The sequence below is a fragment of the Pseudomonas sp. TUM22785 genome (assembly GCF_028198105.1).
Classification (GTDB): Bacteria; Pseudomonadota; Gammaproteobacteria; order Pseudomonadales; family Pseudomonadaceae; genus Metapseudomonas; species Metapseudomonas solani.
In genome coordinates this window covers 192,729-215,146 of the sequence record NZ_CP116239.1, presented here as the reverse complement: position 1 = coordinate 215,146, position 22,418 = coordinate 192,729, and the positions used below count along the sequence as shown (strand labels likewise).

Below are 22,418 nucleotides of genomic sequence, written 5' to 3'. Positions count from 1 at the left end.
TTTCTCGCCCCGAGAATTCTTGCTCCAACCCGCACCATAGTTGCCCCATGCGAAACTGCGCACACGTAGTCATCACTCATGCCAATGCTAAGCTCAGGCAATCCATAGGTATCTCTGATTTTTTTTCATACGCAAGAAATATGGAGACGCGTCAACTCCAGCGGGAGGAATACACATAACCCCTGATATATTCAGGCAGTACTCCTCCGTAGACAGACGGAATAATTTTTCAAAATCTTCCGGCGACACGCCGGATTTTTGTGGTTCCCGACCGATATTTATTTGAATAAGACAGCTCACGCTTCTATTTTGCCGATCAATTTCTTTAGCGACTCGCATTGCAGTCTCTGGCTTATCTATAGACTGAATCACATCGAAAATTTTGACGATATCTTTAATTTTCTTTGACTGCATTGCTCCTATGTAATGAAGGCTAACGTCATTAAATTCCGCAGCAAGGGTTGACCACTTTTCCCGCGCCTCCTCCAACCTGCTTTCACCGAAGGTGCGATGACCATCTTCAAGCAAGGGGCGGATCCGCTCAACACCGTGAAATTTTGAAACTACGACTAACTGCACCTTCCTATCTTGCTCCGCACGGCGTTGGAGTTCCGAGTCGATCTCACTACTGACAACTCGAAAATTACTAACTACCTCATTCATTGGCTAGTACCTCCACACCAGCCTCTGCTACAGATATCTTCATTATCGTTTTAACGGCGATTCCGGTCTCATTGAGAACCCGCTCAACTCCACGGTTTTCGACCTTCTCTACCACGCAGACGACTTCACCAACAGTTCCACCAGCTTCACGAATAGCTTTAATCAAAGCGATCAAAGCACCGCCTGTGCTTATAGTGTCATCAATAATTGCGACTGTGTCGCCCGGGAGAACACCATTCAAGTACAAATCACCGCGAAAGTACTCAGAATCAATTTTTACCTTTACCTCATTATGAGTGCCTAAGCTATAGGGGTACCAGCGAGCAATAGCCAGCGGAGTGTTTGTCATGACAGAGACCAAAGTGGCCAATGGCGCACCTTTATCCTCCTCTGTCACGATTTTATCCACAGTGAAATTGCCAGCCTTAACCACCGCTAAGGCCGCTTCCCAGAGGACCTTGGGGCGAAGTGCAGGCAACTGATCCGTGAACTCGTTGACGGTAGTGAAATGGCTTCCTGACCTTACTACTTTGGCAGATGTTTAAACGTCCTTGAGAAGCATATGTCTCTCCTTAGCGCTCAATAAAAATGGATTAGCCACCATTGTATTCCGGGTAAACCCCTGACCAACGACTCTTATACTTCCATGCAGAATCAAAGAACAGGGTAACTATCGTCTTACCCGTGACCGCCCTAGAGAGCTGCTCACAGACATACAGATTAGCTCCGCATGTAGGCCCAACACCAAGCTGCTCTTCTTCGATGAATTTCTTCATTCGGTTCCACGAGTAAGCCCCATCGACGACAACCACCTCATCGATGACCTGCTCATTAGTATTGCAAGACAGCACGCCTGCACCAAGGCCCATCATATTGTGTGGCCTATGACAAAACTCCAAATTGTTCTTTTTAGCGTAAAGCGGCGCAGACCTATCTACCTCAATGCCTATAGTTTTTATATTAGGGTATTTAGCTTTTAGAACCTCAGATATTCCAGAGAAGGTCCCACCAGTCCCAATAGAACACACAAAATAATCAGGTATTTCTTTCTGCTCTTCTAGCTGAGCAGCGATTTCATTACCACACTGGATCCATGCAGATTTATTTAGCAAACTGGAGCCCTGATCCAAAAAATAAAACTTATCGGAGGGCTTGTCCGCTACGTAATCTCTTGCCGCCTGCACCGAGCCATTGAGAAACTCATTTCTGTTTGTCTCGATGATGTCAGCACCAAACTCACGAATTTGACGCTTGCGCTCTTCGGTCATTCCCTCAGGCATAAAAATTACAACGTTGTACCCTTTCATCTTTCCAACCCATGCCAGAGCAGCTCCCCCATTTCCTGTGGAGCAGTCGACCAAGGTCATTCCAGGAGCTATTTTTCCTGCGGACTCAAGTTCAGCAACCATGTGCAAAAATGTTCTATCTTTATGGCTTCCTGTTGGATTCATAAATTCGCATTTTGCAAAAATCTTATTACCATTTGCACTGGCGCTTATTACCCGATGCATTCGGGTATTACCGACATTGTGAAGCCCCAACTCCGCCAACATAGTAGTGCAACTCCATCGCTCGTGATAATTGGCAACCAAGCCCTCTTCGCAAAGCAGGGCAAAGCCTTATTAGAGCTAATCAACTGACAGTTCGAGAACCGTGTCCTCCTGGCCATGAGTGCATTGCAAATGGCAAGAAATAGAGCTAGTGCTTGCAGATCTGGCGAGGGTACGAGGCATCGTGGGAGTCCTTGTCTTTTCGTTCCACCCGCGAAATGCTGCAGTGGGTAGAAGCTCAGTTCCTATGAATTTTAGCTTCGCATCGTTTCTGATAGGTCTGGGCGCAAGACTGGAGACGCCGCAAATTAAAATAACTACTGGCGCTAACTGATTTAATAAAGTGTCAGCTAGCTTCCTCACTGGATATTTATTTAACTTTTCCAATATTACAAGGCGAGAGCTTCACCTGTGGCACTCTACCTACATGAGTTATAGAGACTTCATACAGGTGGGAATTTTTAGCGCGCGACCTGCAATGGCAGGGTATACGCCTCCCTTGAACCGGATCCTGCCCGTTTTGCTTTGAGTCACCCCTGGCTTCGTAGTCACCTTCGAGCCTCATGCCAAGGCCCATCAGGGGTGCGACGAACAACCCGCGTTACTCTTAAGAACTCAAAACCGAAGCAGTCCAGCAAGTGACCAAGCGTGCCCGCGAATAGCCTGGACGCCTGGATCCAGCGCTACAGCAAGCCCCGGCTTGCGGGTGATAAGCAAGCCGAGCTGCGCCGTCTGCGCGAAGAATGCAAGCGGGTGTACGAAGAGCGAGACATCCTGAAAAAGGCCGCCGCGCACTCTGCAAAGAGTCTGGCTGAAGTACGCCTTCAGCACTACCCAATCGCTTGAGGCATCAGTTCACTGCTAGCGAGCCGAGCAAAGTACCTATGAAGGCTGGATGTACTTGGCGGTGGTGCAGGATCTGTCAGGTGTTTGGATGGTCGATGAAGCCATGGATGCTCAGCGAACTGACCATCGATACATTGTTGCTGGCGGTTTGGCGGCGCCAGTTCAAGCAAGAGAGAATTTAGCCACCGAGAGAGCACTCGGGCAGAACGCGACCCAAAGAAAAGGCGCCCATCGGGGCGCCTTTTTCATTGCAGCGGAACGGCCGGACTCAGCGGAAGCGCCCCACTTCCTGGCGCAGTTCCTCGGCCAGGCGGTCCAGCTCCTGGGCGGTCTGCGCCAGGTTGGCGACCACTTCGCGCTGCTCGCTGTTGGCCAGGGCGATGCTCTGCAGGTTGCTGCTGAGCAGGGTCGCGGTGCTGCTCTGCTCCTGGGTGGCGGTGGTGATGGCGGCGAACTGCTCACCGGCGGCGGTGCTCTGCTGGGCGATCTGCGCCAGGGCGGCGGCGACCTTGGCGTTGCGCTCCAGGCCGTCCTGCATCAGCGCCTTGCCGTGCTCCATGGTGCTGATGGCGCTGGCGGTTTCATCCTGGATGCTGCCGATCATGCTGGAGATCTCGGTGGTCGCCTCGCGGGTGCGGGCGGCGAGGTTGCGCACCTCGTCGGCCACCACGGCGAAGCCCCGGCCCTGCTCGCCGGCACGCGCCGCCTCGATGGCAGCGTTGAGTGCCAGCAGGTTGGTCTGGTCGGCTATGGCGGTGATGACCCCGACGATGCCGCCGATTTCCTGGGAGCGCTGGCCCAGGGTGTTGATCACTTCGGCGGTGCCGTTGAGGGCTGTGGATATCTGCTCCAGCGCCGCAGAGGCCTCGCCCATGGAGCTCTGGCCGATGCGGGTCTGCTGGGCGTTGTCGCTGGCCATGCGCTCGGTGGCACGCATGTTGTCGGCGATGTTCAGCGAGGTGGCGCTGAACTCCTCCACCGCGCCGGCCATGCTGCTGATCTCGCCGGACTGCTGCTCCATGCCTTCATAGGCACCGCTGGAGAGACCCGACAGCACCTGGGAGCGGCTGCCGACCTGCTGCGCCGAGCTGCGGATGTGCGCCACCATGGTCGACAGCGCCTCGCCCATCTGGTTGAAGCTGCGCGCCAGCTCGCCGATCTCATCGTTGCTGGATACATCCAGGCGCACGCTAAGGTCGCCCGCGCCCAGCGCCCGGGCCTGTTCCACCAGTTCGCCCAGCGGACGCAGGCGCTTGCGCAGCAGCCAGATCACCGAGGTTACCGCCAGCACCATGGCCAGCAGGCTGCCGAAGGCCAGCTGGCCGCCGACGCTCCAGGTCACCTCGCGGATTTCCGCCTTGGGCATGCTCGCCACCACCTGCCAGGGGCCATCGGCGAAAGACACGGCAACGCTGAAGAAATCCTCTTCGCCATCGCTCCAGAAACGGCCATGGCCGGGCTCGCGGGCCAACGCGGCGAGGGTGTCGCCGATGGCTTCCGGGCGGCGCACGCCGGCCGGGGTCACCAGCCACTTGCCGGTCTCGTCCATCAGCGCCAGGGAGCCGGTCTTGCCGATGCGGAAGCGCTGCAGGTTGGCGAACTGGGCATTCTGCGCGTCGGTGTAGTCGAAGCCGACGAAGAGCACCGCGATGACCTGGCCGCCGCTGTCGCGCACCGGCGTGTACTGGGTCATGTAGTAGCGGTCGAAGAGCAGCGCGCGGCCCACGTAGTTCTGCCCGGACAGCAGGCGCTGGTAGGCAGGGTGGGCGTGGTCGAGCACGGTGCCGATGGCGCGGGTGCCGTCCTGCTTGTTCAGCGAGGTGGTGACGCGGACGAAGTCGGCGCCATCGCGGACGAACACCGTGGCCACGCCGGCGGTGAGGTGGCGGAACTCGTCCACCAGGGTGAAATCGTTGTTCAGCACCTGGCCGTTGAGGTACAGGGCCGGCGGGCTCAGTGCGGCGACCGGCACGCGCTCGTCGGCGTGCAGCGCGAGGCCGCTGGCGAAGCGCTGCTCGAACAGACTGGCGAGGCGCTGGGTGCTTTCGCGCAGGCTGCCGTGGAAGGTGCTGAGCTGGTCGGCGAGCAGGCGGGCCTCGCTGGCCAGGTGCTCTTCGCGGGTGGCCAGGTTGGCCTGGTCCAGGGAGCGCAGGGCGAAGAGCGTGCTGCCACTGATCAGCAACACGAGGATCAGGGCGAGGGCGGCGGCGAGCTGCCAGGCGATACGAGACCTGGGCGGGTTCATGGGGTTTCTCCAGTTTTTTGCAGGCAGGGCTGACGAGGAGCTTCTGGGGCTCCTTCGGCGGGCGGCGAGAATACTTGACCGCCTTACTGAGGTATAGGACGCATCTGCCGAAAGCACCGGAAAATTGTGTAAGCGCAGGCCACGCCGCTCTAGCGCTTGAAGCTCACCGGCGGCAAACGCATCGCCGCTACTTCGGCCAGCAGGTAATCCCGCAGGCGACGCAGGCGATCCTGGCCGCTGCGTGCCTTCGGCCACACCAGGTAGTAACTCTGGCCGCTGGGTACGGCGCTGGGCCAGGGCAGGCCGATGCGCCCTTCCTCCACATCCTCGGCGACCATCACCAGGTCGCCGATGGAGATGCCGTAGCCCCGCGTCGCCGCGACTATGCCCAGCTCCAGGGTGTCGAACACCTGGCCGCCCTTGAGCGGCACGTCCTGTTCCAGGCCCATGGCGTGCAACCAGCGCCGCCAGTCGCGGCGATCCGGCGTGGGGTGCAGCAGCTCGGCGCCACGCAGTCGCGCCAGGTCCCAAGGCCCCTCGGCGGCGGCCGAGGGCGCGCTGACCGGGATCAGCCATTCGGCGAACAGCTCGACGCTCTCCCATTCATCGCTGAAGCCGCCGCTGCTCAGCAGCACCGCGCAGTCGAAGGGCTCGTGGTTGAAGTCGACCTTGTCCACATCCATCCAGGCGCTGGTCAGCTGCACCTCCACGTCCGGGTTCTGCAGGCGGAAGCGCGACAGCCGCGCCAGCAACCAGCGCATGGTCAAGGTCGAGGGCGCCTTGAGGCAGAGGATGCTGTCGTCCACCCGCAGCGTGGCGCAGGCACGCTCCAGGGAGTCGAAGCCCTCGCGCAGGCCGGGCAGGATCATCCGCGCCGGCTCAGTGAGCTGGAGGCTGCGCCCCTTGCGCTCGAACAGGCGGCAGGCGAAATGCTCCTCCAGGGTGCGGATATGCCGGCTCACCGCGCTCTGGGTGATGGCCAGCTCCTCGGCGGCACGGGTGAAGGAGGCATGGCGCGCCGCGGCTTCGAAGGCACGCAGGGCGTAAAGCGGTGGCAGGCGACGCGTCATGGTTGAGCCCATTCATGAGTCAGAGTCATGGAAGGCATCATTTTTTTCCCTTTGTGGCGCGGATTCAAGCGCTGGAGAATCCACCGTCTCTGGCCCGATGCGTTTTCGGGCCCGCCATGACAAGTGATCCAGACTCATGCCACAGCAGATCCGCTCTGAACTCCTGGCCATCCTCCGCCTCGCCGGCCCGCTGATCGCGGCGCAGTTGGCCAACGTGCTGATGGTGTTCACCGACACGGTGATGATGGGCCTGCTCGGCCCGGCGGAGCTGGCGGCCGGCGGCCTGGGCGCGGCGAGCTATTCATTCGTGTCTATCTTCTGCGTCGGGGTGATCGCCGCCGTGGGCAACCTGGTCGCCATCCGCCACGGCGCCGGGGACATCGCCGGCGCCGCGCGCCTGACCCAGGCCGGCCTGTGGCTGGGCTGGGGCCTGGCCCTGGGCGCAGGGCTGCTGTTGTGGAACCTAGGCCCGCTGCTGACGCTGTTCGGCCAGGAGGCCCACAACATCGAGGGCGGCATGCGCTTCCTCTCCACCCTGGTGTTCGCCCTGCCCGGCTACATGAGCTTCATGGCCCTGCGCGGCTTCACCAGCGCCATCGGCCGCCCCGGCCCGGTGATGGCCATCAGCATCGGCGGCGCGCTGGCCAACTTCGCCCTCAACTACATGCTGATCCATGGCTGGTTCGGCCTGCCGTCGCTGGGCCTGGCCGGCATCGGCCTGGTCACCGCCCTGGTGATGAACGTCATGGCGCTGCTGCTGGCCTGGCACGTCACCCGCCACCCGGCCTACGCCGCCTATTCCCTGCGCCAGGGCCTGTTCCAGCCGCGCCTGGACGACCTGCGCGAGCTGCTGCGCCTGGGCCTGCCCATCGGCGGCACCTATGCGGTGGAGTCCGGCCTCTTCGCCTTCGCCGCGCTGTGCATGGGCGCCCTGGGCAGCCTGTCGCTGGCGGCGCACCAGATCGCGATCATGTCGGTGTACGTGGCCTTCATGGTGCCGGTGGGCATCTCCTACGCGGTGACCTTCCGCATCGGCCAGCACTTTGGCGCCGGTCGCCTGGAAGACGCACGCCGCGCCGGGCGCCTGGGCATCGCCGTGGGCGCCGGCTGCATGCTCAGCTTCGCCGCGCTGTTCTGGCTGGCGCCGGAATGGGTGGTGGGCCTGTTCCTCGACCGCACTGCCGGCGAGTACCAGGAGGTGGTCGCCCTGGCGGTGAGCCTGCTGGCCATCGCCGCACTGTTCGAGCTGTTCGACGGCATCCAGACCATCGCCATGGGCGCCATCCGCGGCCTCAAGGACGCCAAGACCACCTTCCTCGTCGGCCTCGGCTGCTATTGGCTGGTGGGCGCGCCCACGGCCTGGCTGCTGGCCTTCCCCCTGGGAATGGGCGCCCAGGGCGTGTGGTGGGGCCTGGCATCGGGCCTGGCCTGCGCCGCAGTCGGGCTGACCCTGGGGTTCGAGTGGAAGACCTTGCGCATGTTGCGCCCGCAGGCACCGCTCGGCGACGCCTGCAAGGCGGGCTGAGCGGGGTGCGCTAGAGGTTGGGCTGGCTGCTGAACAGCGGTTGGCGCACGCCGAATACCAGGAAGCGCGCCAGGTCGGCCAGGGGCAGCGGCTTGCTGATCCAGTAGCCCTGCACCTGGTCACAGCCGAACTGGCGCAGCAGGGCCAGTTGCTCGGCGGTTTCCACCCCTTCGGCCACCACCTCCAGGTTGAGGTTGTGCGCGAGGTTGATCATCGCGCGTACCAACTGGCGGTTCTCGGGGCGATCCTGCATGCCGCCGACGAAGCTCTTGTCGATCTTCAGCAGGGTGATGGGCAGGCTGTTGAGGTGGACGAAGGACGAGAAGCCGGTGCCGAAATCGTCCAGGGAGAAGCGCACGCCGACCTTGCCCAGGGCCTGCATGGTCTGCTGCACCTGTTCGCTGCGGCGCATCACCGCCGTCTCGGTCAGCTCGAACTCCAGCCACTGGGCGTCGACCCCGCGCTCGCTGATGAGGCGGTTCAGGGTCGGCAGCAGCTGGCTGTCCTGGAACTGGCGGAACGACAGGTTCACCGCCATGTGCAGGGCCGGCAGGCCGCGCCCGCGCAGCCACTGCATGTCGCGCAGGGCTCGGGAGATGACCCAGTAGCCGAGGGGGACGATCAGCCCGCTTTCCTCGGCCAGGGGCACGAATTCATTGGGCGACAGCAGGCCACGCTCGGCATGGCGCCAGCGCACCAGAGCCTCGAGGCCGACGATGCGGCCGGTCTCCAGGCACAGGCGCGGCTGGTAGTGCAGCTCCAGCTCGTCGCGGCGCAGGGCGCGGCGCAACTCGCTTTCCAGGTCGGCGAGGCTGCGCGCACTGCGGTTGATACGCTCGTCGAACACATGGAAGGTGCAACCCTGCACGGCCTTGGCCTGCTGCATGGCGATGTGTGCATGCCACATCAGCGGGTCGGCACCTTCGTCGGAGCGGGCATGGGCAATGCCCAGGCTGCAGCCGATGAGCAGGCTCTCGCCGTCGACCCAGTAAGGCTCGCCGAGGGCTTCGGCGATGCGTTCGGCGACCTTCTCGGCACGGGACGGGTCGCGGCGGGTGTCCAACAGCAGGGCGAACTCGTCGCTGCCCAGGCGGGCCAGCTGGTCGCCGGCAGCCAGTTCGCCCTTGAGCCGCGCCACCACCTGGAGGATCAGGCGGTCGCCGGCCTGGTAGCCGAGGGCGTCGTTGGCGTGGCGGAAATTGTCCAGGTCCAGGTGGCCGAGGGCCAGGCCGCGCCCGGCGAATTCGGCCAGGCGCCCCGCCAGCAGGGTCTGGAAGCCCTGGCGGTTGGCGATGCCGGTGAGCGGGTCCTGCTCGGCGAGGCTTTGCAGGGTGTTCTGCAAGGCGCTGCGCTCGCGCATGTAGCGCAGGCTGCGGCGCAGCACGTCGGGGCCCAGTTGGTCACGCACCAGCCAATCGCAGACGCCGGCCGGCGCTTCATCGGGCTCCTGTTCCAGCAGCAGGATGGTGGGCAGGTGGCAACGGCCGGGGGCCGGCAGCAATTGCGGGGTGCAGAGCAGCAAGCCGCCCTCGCTGTCGTCGAACAGGCTGCTGGCGGCCTCCCAGGAGGGGGCGGTGATCAGGGGTGAAAGGCTGCCCAGCGAGCTGAGCAGCTCGCGTAAGGATTCCGCCCAGCCAGGCGATTCCGCCAGCAGGAGCATGCGCATGGGCTCGGCAAGCGCGGACAAATGACCTCCCCGGGGTCACAAAAACAGTGGGCAATTGGCCCAATTCGCGTCGTGATCGACGTCGTTCTTTTAGGTGTGCTTTTGAGGCGACTTGGCGAACTTTGCGCCAAATGTGAACAGCCATCAACAGTGTGTGTCGGAACAATCGTACTTGATGGTTCGAAATAGCCAAGCGCCAAGCTTCACCAAAGGGCGCTACGTCACACTGTTCGGCGCGCATCGGCAGATCGGGGCCGGCCTGTTAGAATGCGCGGCCATTCCCCCGCGAAAAATCGACCCGCATGTCCCGACTCAATCCCCGGCAGCAGGAAGCCGTGAACTATGTCGGCGGCCCGCTCCTGGTGCTCGCCGGTGCCGGCTCCGGCAAGACCAGCGTGATCACCCGCAAGATCGCCTACCTCGTCCAGCAATGCGGCATCCGCGCCCAGTACATCGTCGCCGTGACCTTCACCAACAAGGCCGCCCGCGAGATGAAGGCCCGCGTCGGCACCCTGCTGCACGGCGCCGAAGGCCGTGGGCTGACGGTGTCCACCTTCCACAACCTGGGCTTGAACATCATCCGCAAGGAACACGCGCGGCTGGGCTACAAGCCGGGCTTCTCGATCTTCGACGAGACTGACATCAAGGCGCTGCTGACGGACATCATGCAGAAGGAGTACGCCGGGGACGATGGCGCCGACGAGGTGAAGAACTACATCGGCTCCTGGAAGAACGACCTGATCCTGCCCGAGGAAGCGCTGGCCAACGCGCGCAACCCCAAGGAGCAGACGGCGGCGGTGGTGTACCTGCACTACCAGCGCACCCTCAAGGCCTACAACGCGGTCGACTTCGACGACCTGATCCTGCTGCCGGTGAAGCTGTTCCAGGAGAACCCGGACATCCTCGAAAAATGGCAGCAGCGCGTGCGCTACATGCTGGTGGACGAGTACCAGGACACCAACGCCAGCCAGTACCTGCTGGTGAAGATGCTGGTGCAGCACCGCGCGCAGTTCACAGTGGTGGGCGACGACGACCAGTCGATCTACGCCTGGCGCGGTGCGCGGCCGGAGAACCTGATGCAGCTGAAGGAGGACTTCCCCTCGTTGAAGGTGGTGATGCTGGAGCAGAACTACCGCTCCACCAGCCGCATCCTCAAGTGCGCCAACGTGCTGATCGCCAACAACCCCCACGTGTTCGAGAAGCAGCTGTGGAGCGAGATGGGCGTCGGCGACCCGATCCGGGTGATCCGCTGCCGCAACGAGGACGCCGAGGCCGAGCGCATCGCCATGGAGATCCTCACGCTGCACCTGAAGACCGAGCGGCCCTACAGCCAGTTCGCCATCCTCTACCGCGGCAACCACCAGGCCAAGCTGATGGAGCTGAAGCTGCAGCACCACCAGGTCCCCTATCGGTTGTCGGGCGGCACCAGCTTCTTCGGCCGCCAGGAAGTGAAGGACCTGATGTCCTACTTCCGCCTGCTGGTGAACCCGGACGACGACAACGCCTTCCTCCGGGTGATCAACGTGCCGCGCCGCGAGATCGGCTCCACCACCCTGGAAAAGCTCGGCAACTACGCCACCGAGCGCAAGATCTCGATGTACGCCGCCGCCGACGAGATCGGCCTCGGCGAGCACCTGGACAGCCGCTACACCGAGCGCCTGCAGCGCTTCAAACGCTTCATGGACAAGGTCCGCCAGGACTGCGCGCAGACCGACCCCATCGCCGCCCTGCGCAGCATGGTGATGGACATCGACTACGAGAACTGGATCCGCCAGAACGCCTCCAGCGACAAGGTCGCCGAGTTCCGCATGGGCAACGTCTGGTTCCTCATCGACGCCCTGAAGAACACCCTGGAGCGCGACGAAGAAGGCGAGATGACCATCGAGGAAGCCATCGCCAAGCTGGTGCTACGCGACATGCTGGAGCGCCAGCAGGAAGAGGAGGAGGGCGCTGACGGCGTGCAGATGATGACCCTGCACGCGTCCAAGGGCCTGGAATTCCCCTACGTGTTCATCATGGGCGTGGAGGAAGACATCCTGCCGCACCGCTCCAGCATCGAGGCCGACACCATCGAGGAGGAGCGCCGGCTGGCCTATGTCGGCATCACCCGTGCCCGGCAGAACCTGGCCATGACCTTCGCCGCCAAGCGCAAGCAGTACGGCGAGATCATCGATTGCTCGCCGAGCCGCTTCCTCGACGAACTGCCCCAGGAAGACCTGCAATGGGAAGGCATGGAAGACACGCCGGTGGAGGTCAAGGCGGTGCGCGGCAACACGGCGCTGGCGGACATCCGCGCCATGCTCAAGAAGCCCTGAGGCCGCTGGCCAACAGGCAACCGGGGGCCGTGGCGCGACCTGTCAGAAGGGCATCGCGCGATGCCCCCGCGCCGAGGTAGAATGCCGCGCTTCATCAGCGACAGCAGCTTCGCAGGAAGCCCCTCCCGTGAACATTCTCAAAGAAAAGATCCTCTCCGAAGGCATCGTGCTTTCCGACCAGGTGCTGAAGGTAGACGCCTTCCTCAACCACCAGATCGACCCGCAGCTCATGAAGCACATCGGCCATGAATTCGCCGAACGCTTTCGTGGCCAGGGCATCACCAAGATCGTCACCATCGAAGCCTCGGGTATCGCCCCCGCGGTGATGGCCGGCCTTGAGCTGGGCATCCCGGTGATCTTCGCCCGCAAGTTCCAGTCGCTGACGCTGAAGAACGACCTGCTGATCTCCAAGGTGTTCTCCTTCACCAAGCAGACCGAGAGCACCATCGCCATCTCCGCCAAGCACCTGACGGCATCCGACCACGTGCTGGTGATCGATGACTTCCTCGCCAACGGCCACGCCGCCAAGGCCCTGATCGACCTGATCGGCCAGGCAGGCGCGAGCATCGCCGGCATGGGCATCGTCATCGAGAAGTCGTTCCAGGAAGGCCGCACCCTGCTGGAAAGCGAAGGCTACCGGGTCGAGTCCCTGGCGCGGGTCCAATCCCTGGCCAACGGCACCGTGACCTTCATCGATTAAGTGCCCGGCGCTGCGACAATAAGCCGCAGCAGCCAGACACGAAAAAGCCGCCCGAGGGCGGCTTTTTCGTTGATGCCGGGTCCCTGTTACAGGCCGGACATCTTCTTGATGGTCGCTTTCAGCTCATCATCGGTGCAGTCGGCGCAGGTGCCTTTCGGCGGCATTGCGTTGATACCGGTGATGGCCTTGGCCAGGATGCCGTCGAGGCCGCCCTGGTGGTCGGCACGCTCTTTCCAGGCGGCGGTGTCGCCGATCTTCGGAGCGCCGAGAACGCCGGCGGTGTGGCAGGCGCCACAGTGCTTGGCGATGATGTCGTCCGGCGTCTTGGCGCCGCCGCCTGCGGAGGCTGCTACAGCTTCCACACCCTTGCACTCCTGGCCCTGGACACAGACTTCGCCTACCGGCTTGATACGCTCGGCGATGGCGTCATCGGTCGCGGCCTGGGCGCTAACAGCCCAAAGGGCCAATACGGCAACATGCGCTGCCAGCATCTTATTTATCAGGTTCACCCTTACACCCTCATCCTGGCTAGTGACGCCCGCGGCCACGGTTTCGCGGGCGGGCGCCAGTATAACGGTTAGCCCGCCATGCTGAAACAACCCTACTTGTCGCACGACTAAAGCATGAGCGCCTTGCGACCAGAGGCTGATCAGCCCGATACCTTCGCCCTCTCGACCGCACGCACATAGGTGCCGAAGACGTGGTCCCAGAGCGGCGAGGAAACCCCGAAGTTCTTCTCCACGCCCTTCTGGTGGTGCAGGTCATGGTTGAACACCAGCCCAGGGATGAAACGGTAGAACCAATGCCCGGGGCGGTGCATCACGTAATGCAGCGAGATATAGAGAAAGTAGCCGGCAACCAGCCCGGCGAACAGCGAAGCCAGACCCAGGTAGGCACACAACGGCAGCAGCAGCGCATAGACCGCACTGGTCTTCCAGCTGGAGATGCCGATGAACGCCAGCACGTCGAGATGGTGGGTCCAGTGTTCACGGCGATACAGCGAGTGGAACAGAAAGCGATGCACCCCGTACTCGATGAGCGACCAGAGCAGCAGGCCGGCCAGCAGCTGCCAGGGCAGGATCGGGCCGACGAACAGGGCGATGAGGATGAATAACGGAGCGGTGAAGAAGTCCAGGTAATAGGCGAGCGAGGACATCAACCATTTGTTCGAGGCAGCCACGGGACCTTCCTTGTCATGCGCCGTTGCGCTGGGCACGGCCTTGAGTGGATGAGCACGCCGCCCGGCGACGCGGGCGCAAACCTAGCATGCCGGCGCCGGTCCGATGACCGGCTCGGGTGAAGACCGCGCAGTGGCTCACGAAGCCACGCGCCGGAGGTTGGAACGGACTAGAAGTTGGCCGGCGTGGTCGCGCTGATCAGGCGGGCCGGAACGTCGAAGGGATTGCTGAAACGGTGCGGCTTGCTGCTTTCGAAGTAGTAGCTGTCGCCCGGTTCGAGGATGAACAGCTCGTTGCCGACGGTGAGCTCGAGACGGCCCTCCACCAGCATCCCGGCCTCTTCGCCCTCATGGGCATACATCTCGTCACCGGTGTTGGTGCCCGGCGGGTAGGTTTCGTCGAGGAAGGCGATCGCGCGACTCGGATGGGCCTTGCCCACCAGCTTCATGGTGATCGCACCACTGCAGATATCGGTAAGTTCGGAAGCCCGGTAGACCACCTGGGTCTGGTTGTCCTGTTCCAGATCGAGGGAAAAGAATTCCACCAGCGACATGGGGATGCCCCCGAGCACCTTCTTCAGCGAACTGATGGAGGGGCTGACGCTGTTCTTTTCAATCATGGAAATCGTGCTGTTTGTTACGCCTGCACGTTTGGCGAGTTCACGCTGGGAGAGGCCTTTGAGCTTGCGGATGGATTGCAGTCGAACACCGACGTCCAATGGTGGGATCCTCCTTGGGATTCTTGTTGAGGGGGGTGGTCACGGTGGCCGTATGATGCGGCCAGCGTTCAGTATTTACAACACTTCGGCCGTAAATCCTGCGCAAACTTTCACCACCCCGGAAAACCCCGAGGAAAATCAATTATTTGAACCATCATCAGCTGCGTAGATGGCTCTTTCAGAGCCGCTTCAGCGGTAGATCAACGGCACCCGGCGCAGGTTGCAGAAGATCTGGTAGGGAATGGTGCCGGCCTGGATGGCGACATCGCTGGCCAGGACCTGGCCACCCCAGAACTCGACCCGGCTGCCGAGCCCGGCCTGGGGCAGGTCGGTGAGGTCGACAGTGAGCATGTCCATGGACACTCGGCCAATCAGCCGCGACAGCTGCCCGTCGATGGCCACCGGGGTGCCGGTGGGCGCATGGCGGGGATAGCCGTCGGCATAACCCATGGCGACCACGCCGACGCGCGTCGGGCGCTCGGTGATGAAGCGCGCGCCGTAGCCGACCGGTTGGCCGGCGGGCAGTTCGCGCACGCTGATGACCTTGGACTCCAGGGTCATCACCGGCTTCAGGCGCGAGGCCAGCTCATGGGCCTGCTCGAAGGGCGTTGCGCCGTAGAGCATGATGCCGGGGCGCACCCAGTCGCTCGGCACCTGCGGCCAGCCGAGCACGGCGGGCGAGTTGCGCAGGCTGATCTCGGCGGCGAGGCCGGCACGGGCCTGCTCGAAGACCGCCACCTGCTCGGCGGCGCTGTCGCTGTCCAGTTCGTCGGCACGGGCGAAGTGGCTCATGAGCACGATCTTGCCGACCTTGCCGCTGGCCATCAGGCGCTGGTAACCGTCGCGGTATTCCGCCGGGTGCAGGCCCACGCGGTGCATGCCCGAATCCATCTTCAGCCACACCGTCAACGGGCGGCTCAGGCTGGCGCGCTCGATGGCCTCGAGTTGCCAGGTGGAATGCACCACGCACCAGAGGTCGTAGCGCTCGATCAGCGACAGCTCATCGGCTTCGAAGAAACCCTCCAGCAGCAGGATGGGGCCGACGATGCCGGCATCGCGCAGCTCCAGTGCTTCCTCTATGCAGGCCACGGCGAAACCGTCGGCTTCCGCCTGCAACGCCTGGGCGCACCGCACCGCGCCATGCCCGTAGGCATCCGCCTTGACCACGGCCAGTGCCTTGGCACCGGTGGTTTCGCGGGCGAGACGGTAGTTGTGGCGCAGCGCTTCGAGGTCGATCAGGGCACGGGCGGGACGCATGGCAAAGGCTTCTTCTGGTTATATGAAAAACCCGGCGCGGACGCCGGGCAGAGCAAGGGTTCAGGGCAAGGCGGCGACCACGGTCATTTCCACCAGCACCTCGGGCGAGTACATCTTCGCCTCGACGCAGGCACGGGCCGGGGCGGCGCCCTTGGCGACCCAGGCGTCCCACACGGCGTTCATGCCGGCGTAGTCCGCGTCGATGTCCTTCAGGTAGATGGTCACCGAGAGGATGCGGCTCTTGTCGGTGCCGGCTTCGGCGAGCATGCGGTCGACGGCATCCAGGGTTTCGCGGGTCTGGCGCTCGATGCCCGGGTTAAGCGCTTCATCCAGCTGGCCCGCCAGGTAGACGGTGCCGTTGTGGATGACGATCTCGCTGTAGCGGGCTTCAGTGCGCAGGCGCTGTAGTGACATGTTTCTGGCTCTCCTTGGTGTTGCCATAACGGAAGATGTCCAGGCCTTCGGCGCTGATCTGCGGACGCTTGCGCGCCATCAGGTCGGCGAGCAGGCGGCCGGAACCGCAGGCCATGGTCCAGCCAAGGGTACCGTGTCCGGTATTCAGGAACAGGTTGCGGAACGGGGTCGCGCCCACGATCGGCGTGCCGTCCGGGGTCGCCGGGCGCAGGCCGGTCCAGAACTCGGCGCGAGTCAGGTCGCCGCCCTGGGGGTAGAGGTCGGCGGTGATCATTTCCAGGGTTTCGCGGCGACGCGGGTTAAGCGACAGGTCGAAGCCGGCGATCTCGGCCATACCGCCCACGCGGATGCGGTCGTCGAAGCGGGTGATGGCGACCTTGTAGGTCTCGTCGAGGATGGTCGAGGCGGGCGCCATGTCCGGGTTGGTGATGGGCACGGTCAACGAGTAACCCTTGAGCGGGTACACCGGCGCCTTGATGCCTAGCGGTTTGAGCAGCTGCGGGCTGTAGCTGCCGAGGGCCAGCACGTAGCGGTCGGCGGTCTCCAGCTTGCCGTCGATCCACACGCCGTTGATGCGATCACCGGCGAAGTCCAGGCGCTGGATGTCCTGGCCGAAGCGGAATTCCACGCCCAGGCCACGGGCCATCTCGGCGAGGCGGGTGGTGAACATCTGGCAGTCGCCGGTCTGGTCGTTGGGCAGGCGCAGGGCGCCGGCCAGCTTTTCGGTGACCTTGGCCAGGGCCGGCTCGGCACGGGCGATGCCGGCACGGTCGAGCACTTCATAGGGCACGCCGGAGCTTTCCAGCACGGCGATGTCTTTGGCGGCGGCATCGAGCTGGGCCTGGGTGCGGAACAGCTGGGTGGTGCCGAGCTGGCGGCCTTCATAGGCGATGCCGGTTTCGGCACGGAGTTCGTCGAGGCAGTCGCGGCTGTACTCGGACAGGCGCACCATGCGCTCCTTGTTCACCGCGTAGCGGGCGGCGGTGCAGTTACGCAGCATCTGCGCCATCCACAGGTACTGGCCGATGTCGCCAGTGGCCTTGATGGCCAGGGGCGCGTGCTTCTGCAGCAGCCACTTGATGGCCTTCAGCGGCACGCCGGGAGCGGCCCAGGGCGAGGCATAGCCGGGGGAGACCTGGCCGGCGTTGGCGAAGGAGGTTTCCATGGCGACGGCGCTCTGCCGATCGACCACCACGACTTCGAAGCCTTCCCGGGCCAGATAGTAGGCACTCGCCGTACCGATCACACCGCTGCCCAGCACCATCACTCGCATGTCTGCCTCCAGCGCAAACGGGGTAACCGCTGCGTTTGTTATTTTGAGCGTAGATGCCGCGCAGTATATGAAGAGCGCCCCAGTGATATTCACTATATAGCCAGCTATATTTGGCGATAATTCTTGGCCAATACGGCTTTTGCGGAGGGGCATCCACCATGCGTACCCAGCATCAATCGCGTCGTGAGTTAGACAAGATAGACCGGAATATTTTACGAATTCTCCAGGAAGACGGACGTATCTCCTTCACCGAGCTGGGCGAACGGGTCGGCCTGTCCACCACTCCCTGCACCGAACGCGTACGTCGCCTGGAGCGCGAGGGGATCATCATGGGCTACAACGCCCGGCTGAACCCGCAGCACCTCAAGGCGAGCCTGCTGGTGTTCGTCGAGATCAGCCTAGACTACAAGTCCGGCGATACGTTCGAGGACTTCCGCCGCGCCGTGCTGAAGCTGCCCCATGTACTCGAATGCCACCTGGTTTCCGGCGATTTCGACTACCTGGTGAAGGCGCGGATCAACGAAATGGCCTCCTACCGCAAGCTGCTCGGCGACATCCTGTTGAAGCTGCCGCACGTGCGCGAGTCGAAGTCCTACATCGTGATGGAAGAGGTCAAGGAATCCCTCAACCTGCCCATTCCCGAGTGAAGCCGGGGGCGCCGACGCCCCTGCCGATAGTTGCCTGCGAGGCACAGGGATTTTTCCTGGGCGCCCCTTGGCGGTTGGCGTGCTTCGTGCTTATCCTCCGTCAAATTTTCCAAACACAATAATCAGGATTCCGCACATGAACGCCCGCGTTCGCCATCCGGTCCACAGCGACCAGCACGCCCCCTCCTACTACGCCGCGACCGCCAACCGTCGTATCGAACATCCGCCGCTGGCGGGCGAGGAGGTGGCCGACGTCTGCGTCGTCGGCGGTGGCTTCTCCGGGCTGAACACGGCTATCGAACTGGCCAAACGCGGCTTCTCGGTGGTGCTGCTGGAAGCGCACAAGGTCGGCTGGGGCGCCAGCGGGCGCAACGGCGGCCAGCTGATCCGCGGGGTCGGCCATGATGTCGAGCACTTCGAATCGGTGGTGGGCAAGGACGGCGTCCGCGCCCTCAAGCTGATGGGCCTGGAGGCGGTGGAACTGGTGCGCCAACGGGTGGAAGAATTCGCCATCGACTGCGACCTGACCTGGGGCTATTGCGACCTGGCCAACACCGCCCGTGACCTTGCCGGCTTCGCCGAAGACCTGGAAGACCTGAAGACCCTCGGCTACCGCCACGAAATGCGCCTGCTGCAACCGGGCGAAATGCGCAGCGTGGTGGGCTCCGATCGCTACGCCGGCGGCCTGATCGACATGGGGTCCGGCCACCTGCACCCGCTCAACCTGGCCCTGGGCGAAGCCGCCGCCGCCAGCTCGCTGGGCGTGCGCATCTTCGAGCACTCGGCGGTACTGCGCATCAATTACGGCCCGGAAGTGAAGGTGCACACCGCCCAGGGCCAGGTCCGCGCGAAGACCCTAGTGCTCGGCTGCAACGCCTACCTCAACGACCTCAACCCCACACTCGGCGGCAAGGTGCTGCCGGCGGGCAGCTACGTGATTGCCACCGAGCAACTGCCCGAGGCGCTCACCCGGCAGCTGCTGCCGCAGAACATGGCGGTGTGCGACCAGCGCGTGGCCCTGGACTATTACCGCCTCTCCGCCGACAACCGCCTGCTGTTCGGCGGCGCCTGCCACTATTCCGGCCGCGACCCCGCGGATATCGCCGCCTATATGCGGCCAAAGATGCTGGACGTCTTCCCCCAGCTGGCCGATGTGCGCATCGACTACCAGTGGGGCGGGATGATCGGTATCGGTGCCAACCGCCTGCCGCAGATCGGCCGCCTGCCGGACCAACCCAACGTCTACTTCGCCCAGGCGTACTCGGGCCACGGGGTCAACGCCACCCACCTGGCGGGCAAGCTGCTGGCCGAAGCCATCAGCGGCGAGCAGAGCAACGGTTTCGACGTGTTCGCCAAGGTGCCGCACATCACCTTCCCCGGCGGCAAACTGCTGCGCTCGCCCTTGCTGGCCCTCGGCATGCTCTGGTACCGGATCAAGGAAAGCGTCGGCAACAGCCTGGCCAAATGACCCTCGGCCCGCGCTACGCGCGGGCTGCCTGAATCTTCCGGCTGCGCTGGCGTCTGAGCTCAAGGACCCGGCGAGTCGGAGGCCGACGTGCGCATCCCCCTGCTATTCATCTGCCTGCTGGCCGCACTCGGCGGCTGCGCCAGCCCGCCCCCGGCACCGCCCAGCCAGGCGATCGCCGCTGCCGAGTCGCCCTTCGGCCAGCGCCTGCAAGCGCTGGCAGCAGCGCACCCAGGGCAATCCGGCTTCCGCCTGCTGCCCGCCAGCAACGAGGCGTACAGCGCCCGCGCCGAGCTGATCCGCTCGTCCCGCAGCAGCCTCGACCTGCAGTACTACATCGTCCATGACGGCCTCTCCACCCGCGCCCTGTTCGACGAACTGCTACGCGCTGCCGACCGCGGCGTGCGTGTGCGCCTGCTGCTCGACGACACCAGCAGCGACGGCCGCGACGCCAGCATCGCGCTGCTGACCGCGCACCCGAACATCCAGGTGCGGCTGTTCAACCCCCTGCATCTTGGCCGCGTCACCGGTGCCACCCGGACCCTCGGCCGGGCGTTGGACCTAGGCCAGCAGCACCGTCGCATGCACAACAAGCTGTGGCTGGCCGACAACGCGGCGGCCATCGTCGGCGGGCGCAACCTGGGAGATGAGTACTTCGACGCCGAGCCCAGCCTCCACTTCACCGACATCGACCTGCTGGCCATCGGCCCGGTGGCGGAACAGCTGGGGCAGAGCTTCGACCAGTACTGGAACAGCGCGCTGAGCAAGCCCATCCAGCAGTTCCTCTGGCGCCAGCCGCAACGCCAGGAGCTGGACGAGGCGCGCCAGCGCCTGCGGGGCTACCTGGCCGAAGCGCGAGTACAGCAGAAGACCCTGTACGACCGGCTGCATACCTACCGTGACGACCCGCGCATCGACCTCTGGCTGCGCGAACTGATCTGGGCACCGGCCAGCGCCCTGTGGGACGCGCCGAGCAAGGTGCTGGCCAGCGGCACGCCCGATCCACATCTGCTGCTGGCCAACCAGTTGCAACCGGTGCTGGCCGGGGTGAAGCAGGACCTGGTGCTGATCTCGGCCTACTTCGTGCCCGCCCGGGAGGGCATGGACTACCTCGTCGGCAAGGCCGACGCCGGCGTCGATATCCGCCTGCTGACCAACGCCCTGGAGGCCACCGACGTGCCCGCCGTGCATGGCGGCTACGCACCCTATCGCCAGCGGCTGCTGGAGCATGGCGTCCGCTTGTTCGAGCTGCGTCGCCAGGCCGGAGATGGCGCCGGCAGCGGCGAGTACAGTTTCAGCGGCTCTTCCAACTCCAGCCTGCACAGCAAGGCGATGATCCTCGACCAGCGCCACGCCTTCATCGGCTCCTTCAACTTCGACCCGCGCTCGGTGCTGTGGAACACCGAGGTCGGTGTGCTGATCGACAGCCCGGAACTGAGCGCACACCTGCGCCGCCTGGCCCTGGAGGGCATGAGCCCCGGGCGCAGCTACCAGGTGCGCCTGCGGCCGGATGGCGGCATGGAGTGGGTGACGGAGGAGGGCGGCCGCCAGCAGGTGCTGCGACGCGAGCCGGGCAGCCTGTGGCGGCATTTCAACGCCTGGTTCGCCGAGCGCGTGGGCCTGGAGCGGATGCTCTGAATCAGGGGTTGCCGGTCACGGCCGGCTCGCCACCCTCGTCGTCGAACAGCTCGCGGGTCCAGGCCAGCCAGACGAAACCGGCTGCGCCTATGGCCATCATCAGCGGCAGTGCATGGCCGCTGATCCACTGGCTGGCGGCACCGGTGACGAGCGGGCCGATCAGGCAGCCGATGCCCCAGAGCTGGGCGACATGGGCGTTGGCGCGGACCAGTTCGTCATCCCGGTAGCGCTCGCCGATAAGGATCAGCGCCAGGGTGAAGAGCCCGCCCGCGCTGGCACCGAATATCACCCAGATCGGCCAGATCAGCGGCGTGTGCAGGAACAGGGGAATACTCAGGCTGGACAGCAGCAGGGCCAGCCCGCAGCCGCGGAACAGCGTACGTCGCGACATGTGGTCCGCCAGCAGGCCGATGGGCAGCTGCAAGGCGGCATCGCCGACCACCACCACGCTGGCCATCAGCAACGCCACTTCCTGGTTGAAGCCCTGGCGCAGGCCGTAGATGGGCAGCAGGGTCAGCATCATCGCCTCGAAGGCGGCGAACAGCACCACCGCCCAGGCAATGGTCGGCAACCGTGCACAGAAGGTCAGCAGGCCGCGCCCCGAGGCGCTGTGGGCGTCCACGCTGGGCGCACCAGTGCGTCCCAGCAGCAACAGCGAGCCGCCCACCAGCAGGCCGGTACCTGTCCAAAAGCCGAGGTCGTTGCCGGTACCCAGCACGCTGAGCAGCAGCGGCCCGGACAGCTGGCTCAGGGCGTAGCCGGTGCCGTAGAGCGCCACCAGGCGCCCGCGCCACTTTTCCACGGCCAACTGGTTGATCCAGCTCTCGCCGAGGATGAACACCACCGTCAGCGCCACGCCGATGAACAGGCGCAGGGCCAGCCAGATGGGGTAGCTCTGCACCAGCGCCAGCATCGCCACCGAAACGGCACTGACCAGCAGGCACAGCTGCATCAGGGGAGTGGTGCCGAAGCGCGCGGCGAGGCGCCCGGCCAGGGAAGCGCCGAGCAGCACGCCCACCGCCGGGGTGCCGGCCATCACGCCGATGGCGAAGGCGTCATAGCCCCAGCTTTCCAGGCGCAACGAGACCAGGGGCATGGTCACGCCCAGCGCGAGCCCGATGCTGATCACCGCGCCGCAGACGGCGAAGTAGGTCCCCCAACGCATGGCGGTGTCCTCCGTTCCATGGGCCAGCATCCCGGGGGATTCTGGCAGGCAGAAAAGCAAAAGCGGCCGGGCTCCTGTGAAGG

Annotated in this window: 19 protein-coding genes and 2 pseudogenes; 7 read left to right on the top strand and 14 right to left on the bottom strand. The window is 63.8% G+C overall.

Translation table 11 applies throughout. The annotated features are described in order from the left end of the window. Positions 1–93: 93 nt before the first annotated feature. From PI990_RS01025 to PI990_RS01015, 3 genes are all read right to left on the bottom strand, one after another. Positions 94–663, bottom strand: a complete 570-nt coding sequence (locus tag PI990_RS01025; RefSeq protein WP_271659592.1) for a YggS family pyridoxal phosphate-dependent enzyme — start codon at positions 661–663, stop codon at positions 94–96. After that, positions 656–1,141 carry a phosphoribosyltransferase family protein gene (locus PI990_RS01020; protein WP_271659591.1) on the bottom strand — a complete coding sequence of 162 codons (486 nt, stop codon included), beginning with the start codon at positions 1,139–1,141 and terminating at the stop codon, positions 656–658. Before PI990_RS01020 ends, PI990_RS01025 begins: the two co-directional genes overlap by 8 nt. Positions 1,142–1,256: 115 nt before the next feature. Then, positions 1,257–2,216: a cysteine synthase family protein gene (locus tag PI990_RS01015; protein ID WP_081672166.1), complete on the bottom strand. Its 960-nt coding sequence runs from the start codon at positions 2,214–2,216 to the stop codon at positions 1,257–1,259. Positions 2,217–3,093: 877 nt separating this feature from the next. On the opposite strand from PI990_RS01015, the pseudogene PI990_RS31490 reads away from it, so the two are divergent. Beyond that, a pseudogene (locus PI990_RS31490) lies at positions 3,094–3,232 on the top strand (IS3 family transposase); the annotation flags it as partial. Between the two features lie 95 nt (positions 3,233–3,327). Here the strand turns inward: PI990_RS31490 and PI990_RS31485 are convergent. The 3 genes and pseudogenes from PI990_RS31485 to PI990_RS01000 all read right to left on the bottom strand — a co-directional run bounded on the left by PI990_RS31485 (position 3,328) and on the right by PI990_RS01000 (position 6,374). Continuing rightward, positions 3,328–4,050 carry a methyl-accepting chemotaxis protein gene (locus PI990_RS31485; protein WP_371877126.1) on the bottom strand — a complete coding sequence of 241 codons (723 nt, stop codon included), beginning with the start codon at positions 4,048–4,050 and terminating at the stop codon, positions 3,328–3,330. Between the two features lie 180 nt (positions 4,051–4,230). Continuing rightward, a pseudogene (locus PI990_RS31480) lies at positions 4,231–5,304 on the bottom strand (Cache 3/Cache 2 fusion domain-containing protein); the annotation flags it as partial. A gap of 149 nt (positions 5,305–5,453) precedes the next feature. Then, complete coding sequence (locus PI990_RS01000; protein WP_043241005.1) at positions 5,454–6,374, bottom strand: LysR substrate-binding domain-containing protein; 921 nt, start codon at positions 6,372–6,374, stop codon at positions 5,454–5,456. A 136-nt stretch (positions 6,375–6,510) separates the two neighbouring features. On the opposite strand from PI990_RS01000, the gene PI990_RS00995 reads away from it, so the two are divergent. Next, complete coding sequence (locus PI990_RS00995; RefSeq protein ID WP_271659589.1) at positions 6,511–7,899, top strand: NorM family multidrug efflux MATE transporter; 1,389 nt, start codon at positions 6,511–6,513, stop codon at positions 7,897–7,899. 10 nt (positions 7,900–7,909) lie between these two features. Here the strand turns inward: PI990_RS00995 and PI990_RS00990 are convergent, their stop codons facing one another. Next, on the bottom strand, positions 7,910–9,586 hold the full coding sequence (locus tag PI990_RS00990; protein WP_031287534.1) for a putative bifunctional diguanylate cyclase/phosphodiesterase: 1,677 nt from the start codon (positions 9,584–9,586) through the stop codon (positions 7,910–7,912). Positions 9,587–9,867: 281 nt separating this feature from the next. Between PI990_RS00990 and rep the strand changes: the two genes are divergently transcribed. Both rep and PI990_RS00980 read left to right on the top strand, forming a co-directional pair. After that, positions 9,868–11,880 (top strand): DNA helicase Rep, encoded by a 2,013-nt coding sequence (gene rep, locus PI990_RS00985; protein WP_184488265.1) that lies wholly within the window; start codon positions 9,868–9,870, stop codon positions 11,878–11,880. Positions 11,881–12,007: 127 nt separating this feature from the next. Beyond that, positions 12,008–12,580 carry a xanthine phosphoribosyltransferase gene (locus PI990_RS00980; protein ID WP_021218946.1) on the top strand — a complete coding sequence of 191 codons (573 nt, stop codon included), beginning with the start codon at positions 12,008–12,010 and terminating at the stop codon, positions 12,578–12,580. Between the two features lie 86 nt (positions 12,581–12,666). On the opposite strand, the gene PI990_RS00975 is transcribed toward PI990_RS00980, so the two are convergent. From PI990_RS00975 to dadA, 6 genes are all read right to left on the bottom strand, one after another. Further along, positions 12,667–13,089: a c-type cytochrome gene (locus tag PI990_RS00975; protein WP_263400337.1), complete on the bottom strand. Its 423-nt coding sequence runs from the start codon at positions 13,087–13,089 to the stop codon at positions 12,667–12,669. 140 nt (positions 13,090–13,229) lie between these two features. Continuing rightward, the gene (locus tag PI990_RS00970) at positions 13,230–13,760 is read right to left on the bottom strand and encodes a sterol desaturase family protein (protein ID WP_031287531.1); all 531 of its coding nucleotides are present in this window, start codon (positions 13,758–13,760) and stop codon (positions 13,230–13,232) included. Positions 13,761–13,927: 167 nt separating this feature from the next. Next, positions 13,928–14,476, bottom strand: coding sequence for a cupin domain-containing protein (locus tag PI990_RS00965; RefSeq protein ID WP_021218943.1), 549 nt, complete (start codon positions 14,474–14,476; stop codon positions 13,928–13,930). 189 nt (positions 14,477–14,665) lie between these two features. Continuing rightward, positions 14,666–15,733 (bottom strand): alanine racemase, encoded by a 1,068-nt coding sequence (gene alr / locus PI990_RS00960; RefSeq protein WP_184488263.1) that lies wholly within the window; start codon positions 15,731–15,733, stop codon positions 14,666–14,668. Positions 15,734–15,793: 60 nt separating this feature from the next. Continuing rightward, the gene (locus tag PI990_RS00955; RefSeq protein ID WP_184488262.1) at positions 15,794–16,147 is read right to left on the bottom strand and encodes a RidA family protein; all 354 of its coding nucleotides are present in this window, start codon (positions 16,145–16,147) and stop codon (positions 15,794–15,796) included. Beyond that, the gene (gene dadA, locus PI990_RS00950; RefSeq protein ID WP_271659588.1) at positions 16,122–17,420 is read right to left on the bottom strand and encodes a D-amino acid dehydrogenase; all 1,299 of its coding nucleotides are present in this window, start codon (positions 17,418–17,420) and stop codon (positions 16,122–16,124) included. The genes PI990_RS00955 and dadA overlap by 26 nt, the downstream gene beginning before the upstream one ends. A 158-nt stretch (positions 17,421–17,578) precedes the next feature. On the opposite strand from dadA, the gene PI990_RS00945 reads away from it, so the two are divergent. From PI990_RS00945 to PI990_RS00935, 3 genes are all read left to right on the top strand, one after another. Next, positions 17,579–18,067 carry an Lrp/AsnC ligand binding domain-containing protein gene (locus PI990_RS00945; RefSeq protein ID WP_031287530.1) on the top strand — a complete coding sequence of 163 codons (489 nt, stop codon included), beginning with the start codon at positions 17,579–17,581 and terminating at the stop codon, positions 18,065–18,067. Positions 18,068–18,203: 136 nt separating this feature from the next. After that, entirely contained in the window at positions 18,204–19,535 is a 1,332-nt protein-coding gene (locus tag PI990_RS00940; RefSeq protein WP_271659587.1) for an NAD(P)/FAD-dependent oxidoreductase, read from the top strand. Positions 19,536–19,622: 87 nt separating this feature from the next. After that, a complete protein-coding gene (locus PI990_RS00935; RefSeq protein ID WP_271659586.1) occupies positions 19,623–21,170 on the top strand; it encodes a phospholipase D family protein in 1,548 nt (515 codons plus the stop codon). A 1-nt stretch (position 21,171) separates the two neighbouring features. On the opposite strand, the gene PI990_RS00930 is transcribed toward PI990_RS00935, so the two are convergent. Further along, the gene (locus PI990_RS00930) at positions 21,172–22,335 is read right to left on the bottom strand and encodes an MFS transporter (protein WP_037021609.1); all 1,164 of its coding nucleotides are present in this window, start codon (positions 22,333–22,335) and stop codon (positions 21,172–21,174) included. Positions 22,336–22,418: the final 83 nt, after the last annotated feature.

Excerpts from the sequence above, each read along its gene's own strand:
- PI990_RS01025 (WP_271659592.1), bottom strand. The coding sequence starts at position 663 with ATGAATGAGGTAGTTAGTAATTTTCGAGTTGTCAGTAGTGAGATCGAC.
- PI990_RS00995 (WP_271659589.1), top strand. The coding sequence starts at position 6,511 with ATGCCACAGCAGATCCGCTCTGAACTCCTGGCCATCCTCCGCCTCGCC.
- alr (WP_184488263.1), bottom strand. The coding sequence starts at position 15,733 with ATGCGTCCCGCCCGTGCCCTGATCGACCTCGAAGCGCTGCGCCACAAC.
- rep (WP_184488265.1), top strand. The coding sequence starts at position 9,868 with ATGTCCCGACTCAATCCCCGGCAGCAGGAAGCCGTGAACTATGTCGGC.
- PI990_RS00930 (WP_037021609.1), bottom strand. The coding sequence starts at position 22,335 with ATGCGTTGGGGGACCTACTTCGCCGTCTGCGGCGCGGTGATCAGCATC.
- PI990_RS01015 (WP_081672166.1), bottom strand. The coding sequence starts at position 2,216 with ATGTTGGCGGAGTTGGGGCTTCACAATGTCGGTAATACCCGAATGCAT.
- PI990_RS00940 (WP_271659587.1), top strand. The coding sequence starts at position 18,204 with ATGAACGCCCGCGTTCGCCATCCGGTCCACAGCGACCAGCACGCCCCC.
- PI990_RS00955 (WP_184488262.1), bottom strand. The coding sequence starts at position 16,147 with ATGTCACTACAGCGCCTGCGCACTGAAGCCCGCTACAGCGAGATCGTC.
- PI990_RS00945 (WP_031287530.1), top strand. The coding sequence starts at position 17,579 with ATGCGTACCCAGCATCAATCGCGTCGTGAGTTAGACAAGATAGACCGG.
- dadA (WP_271659588.1), bottom strand. The coding sequence starts at position 17,420 with ATGCGAGTGATGGTGCTGGGCAGCGGTGTGATCGGTACGGCGAGTGCC.
- PI990_RS31485 (WP_371877126.1), bottom strand. The coding sequence starts at position 4,050 with ATGGCCGGCGCGGTGGAGGAGTTCAGCGCCACCTCGCTGAACATCGCC.
- PI990_RS01000 (WP_043241005.1), bottom strand. The coding sequence starts at position 6,374 with ATGACGCGTCGCCTGCCACCGCTTTACGCCCTGCGTGCCTTCGAAGCC.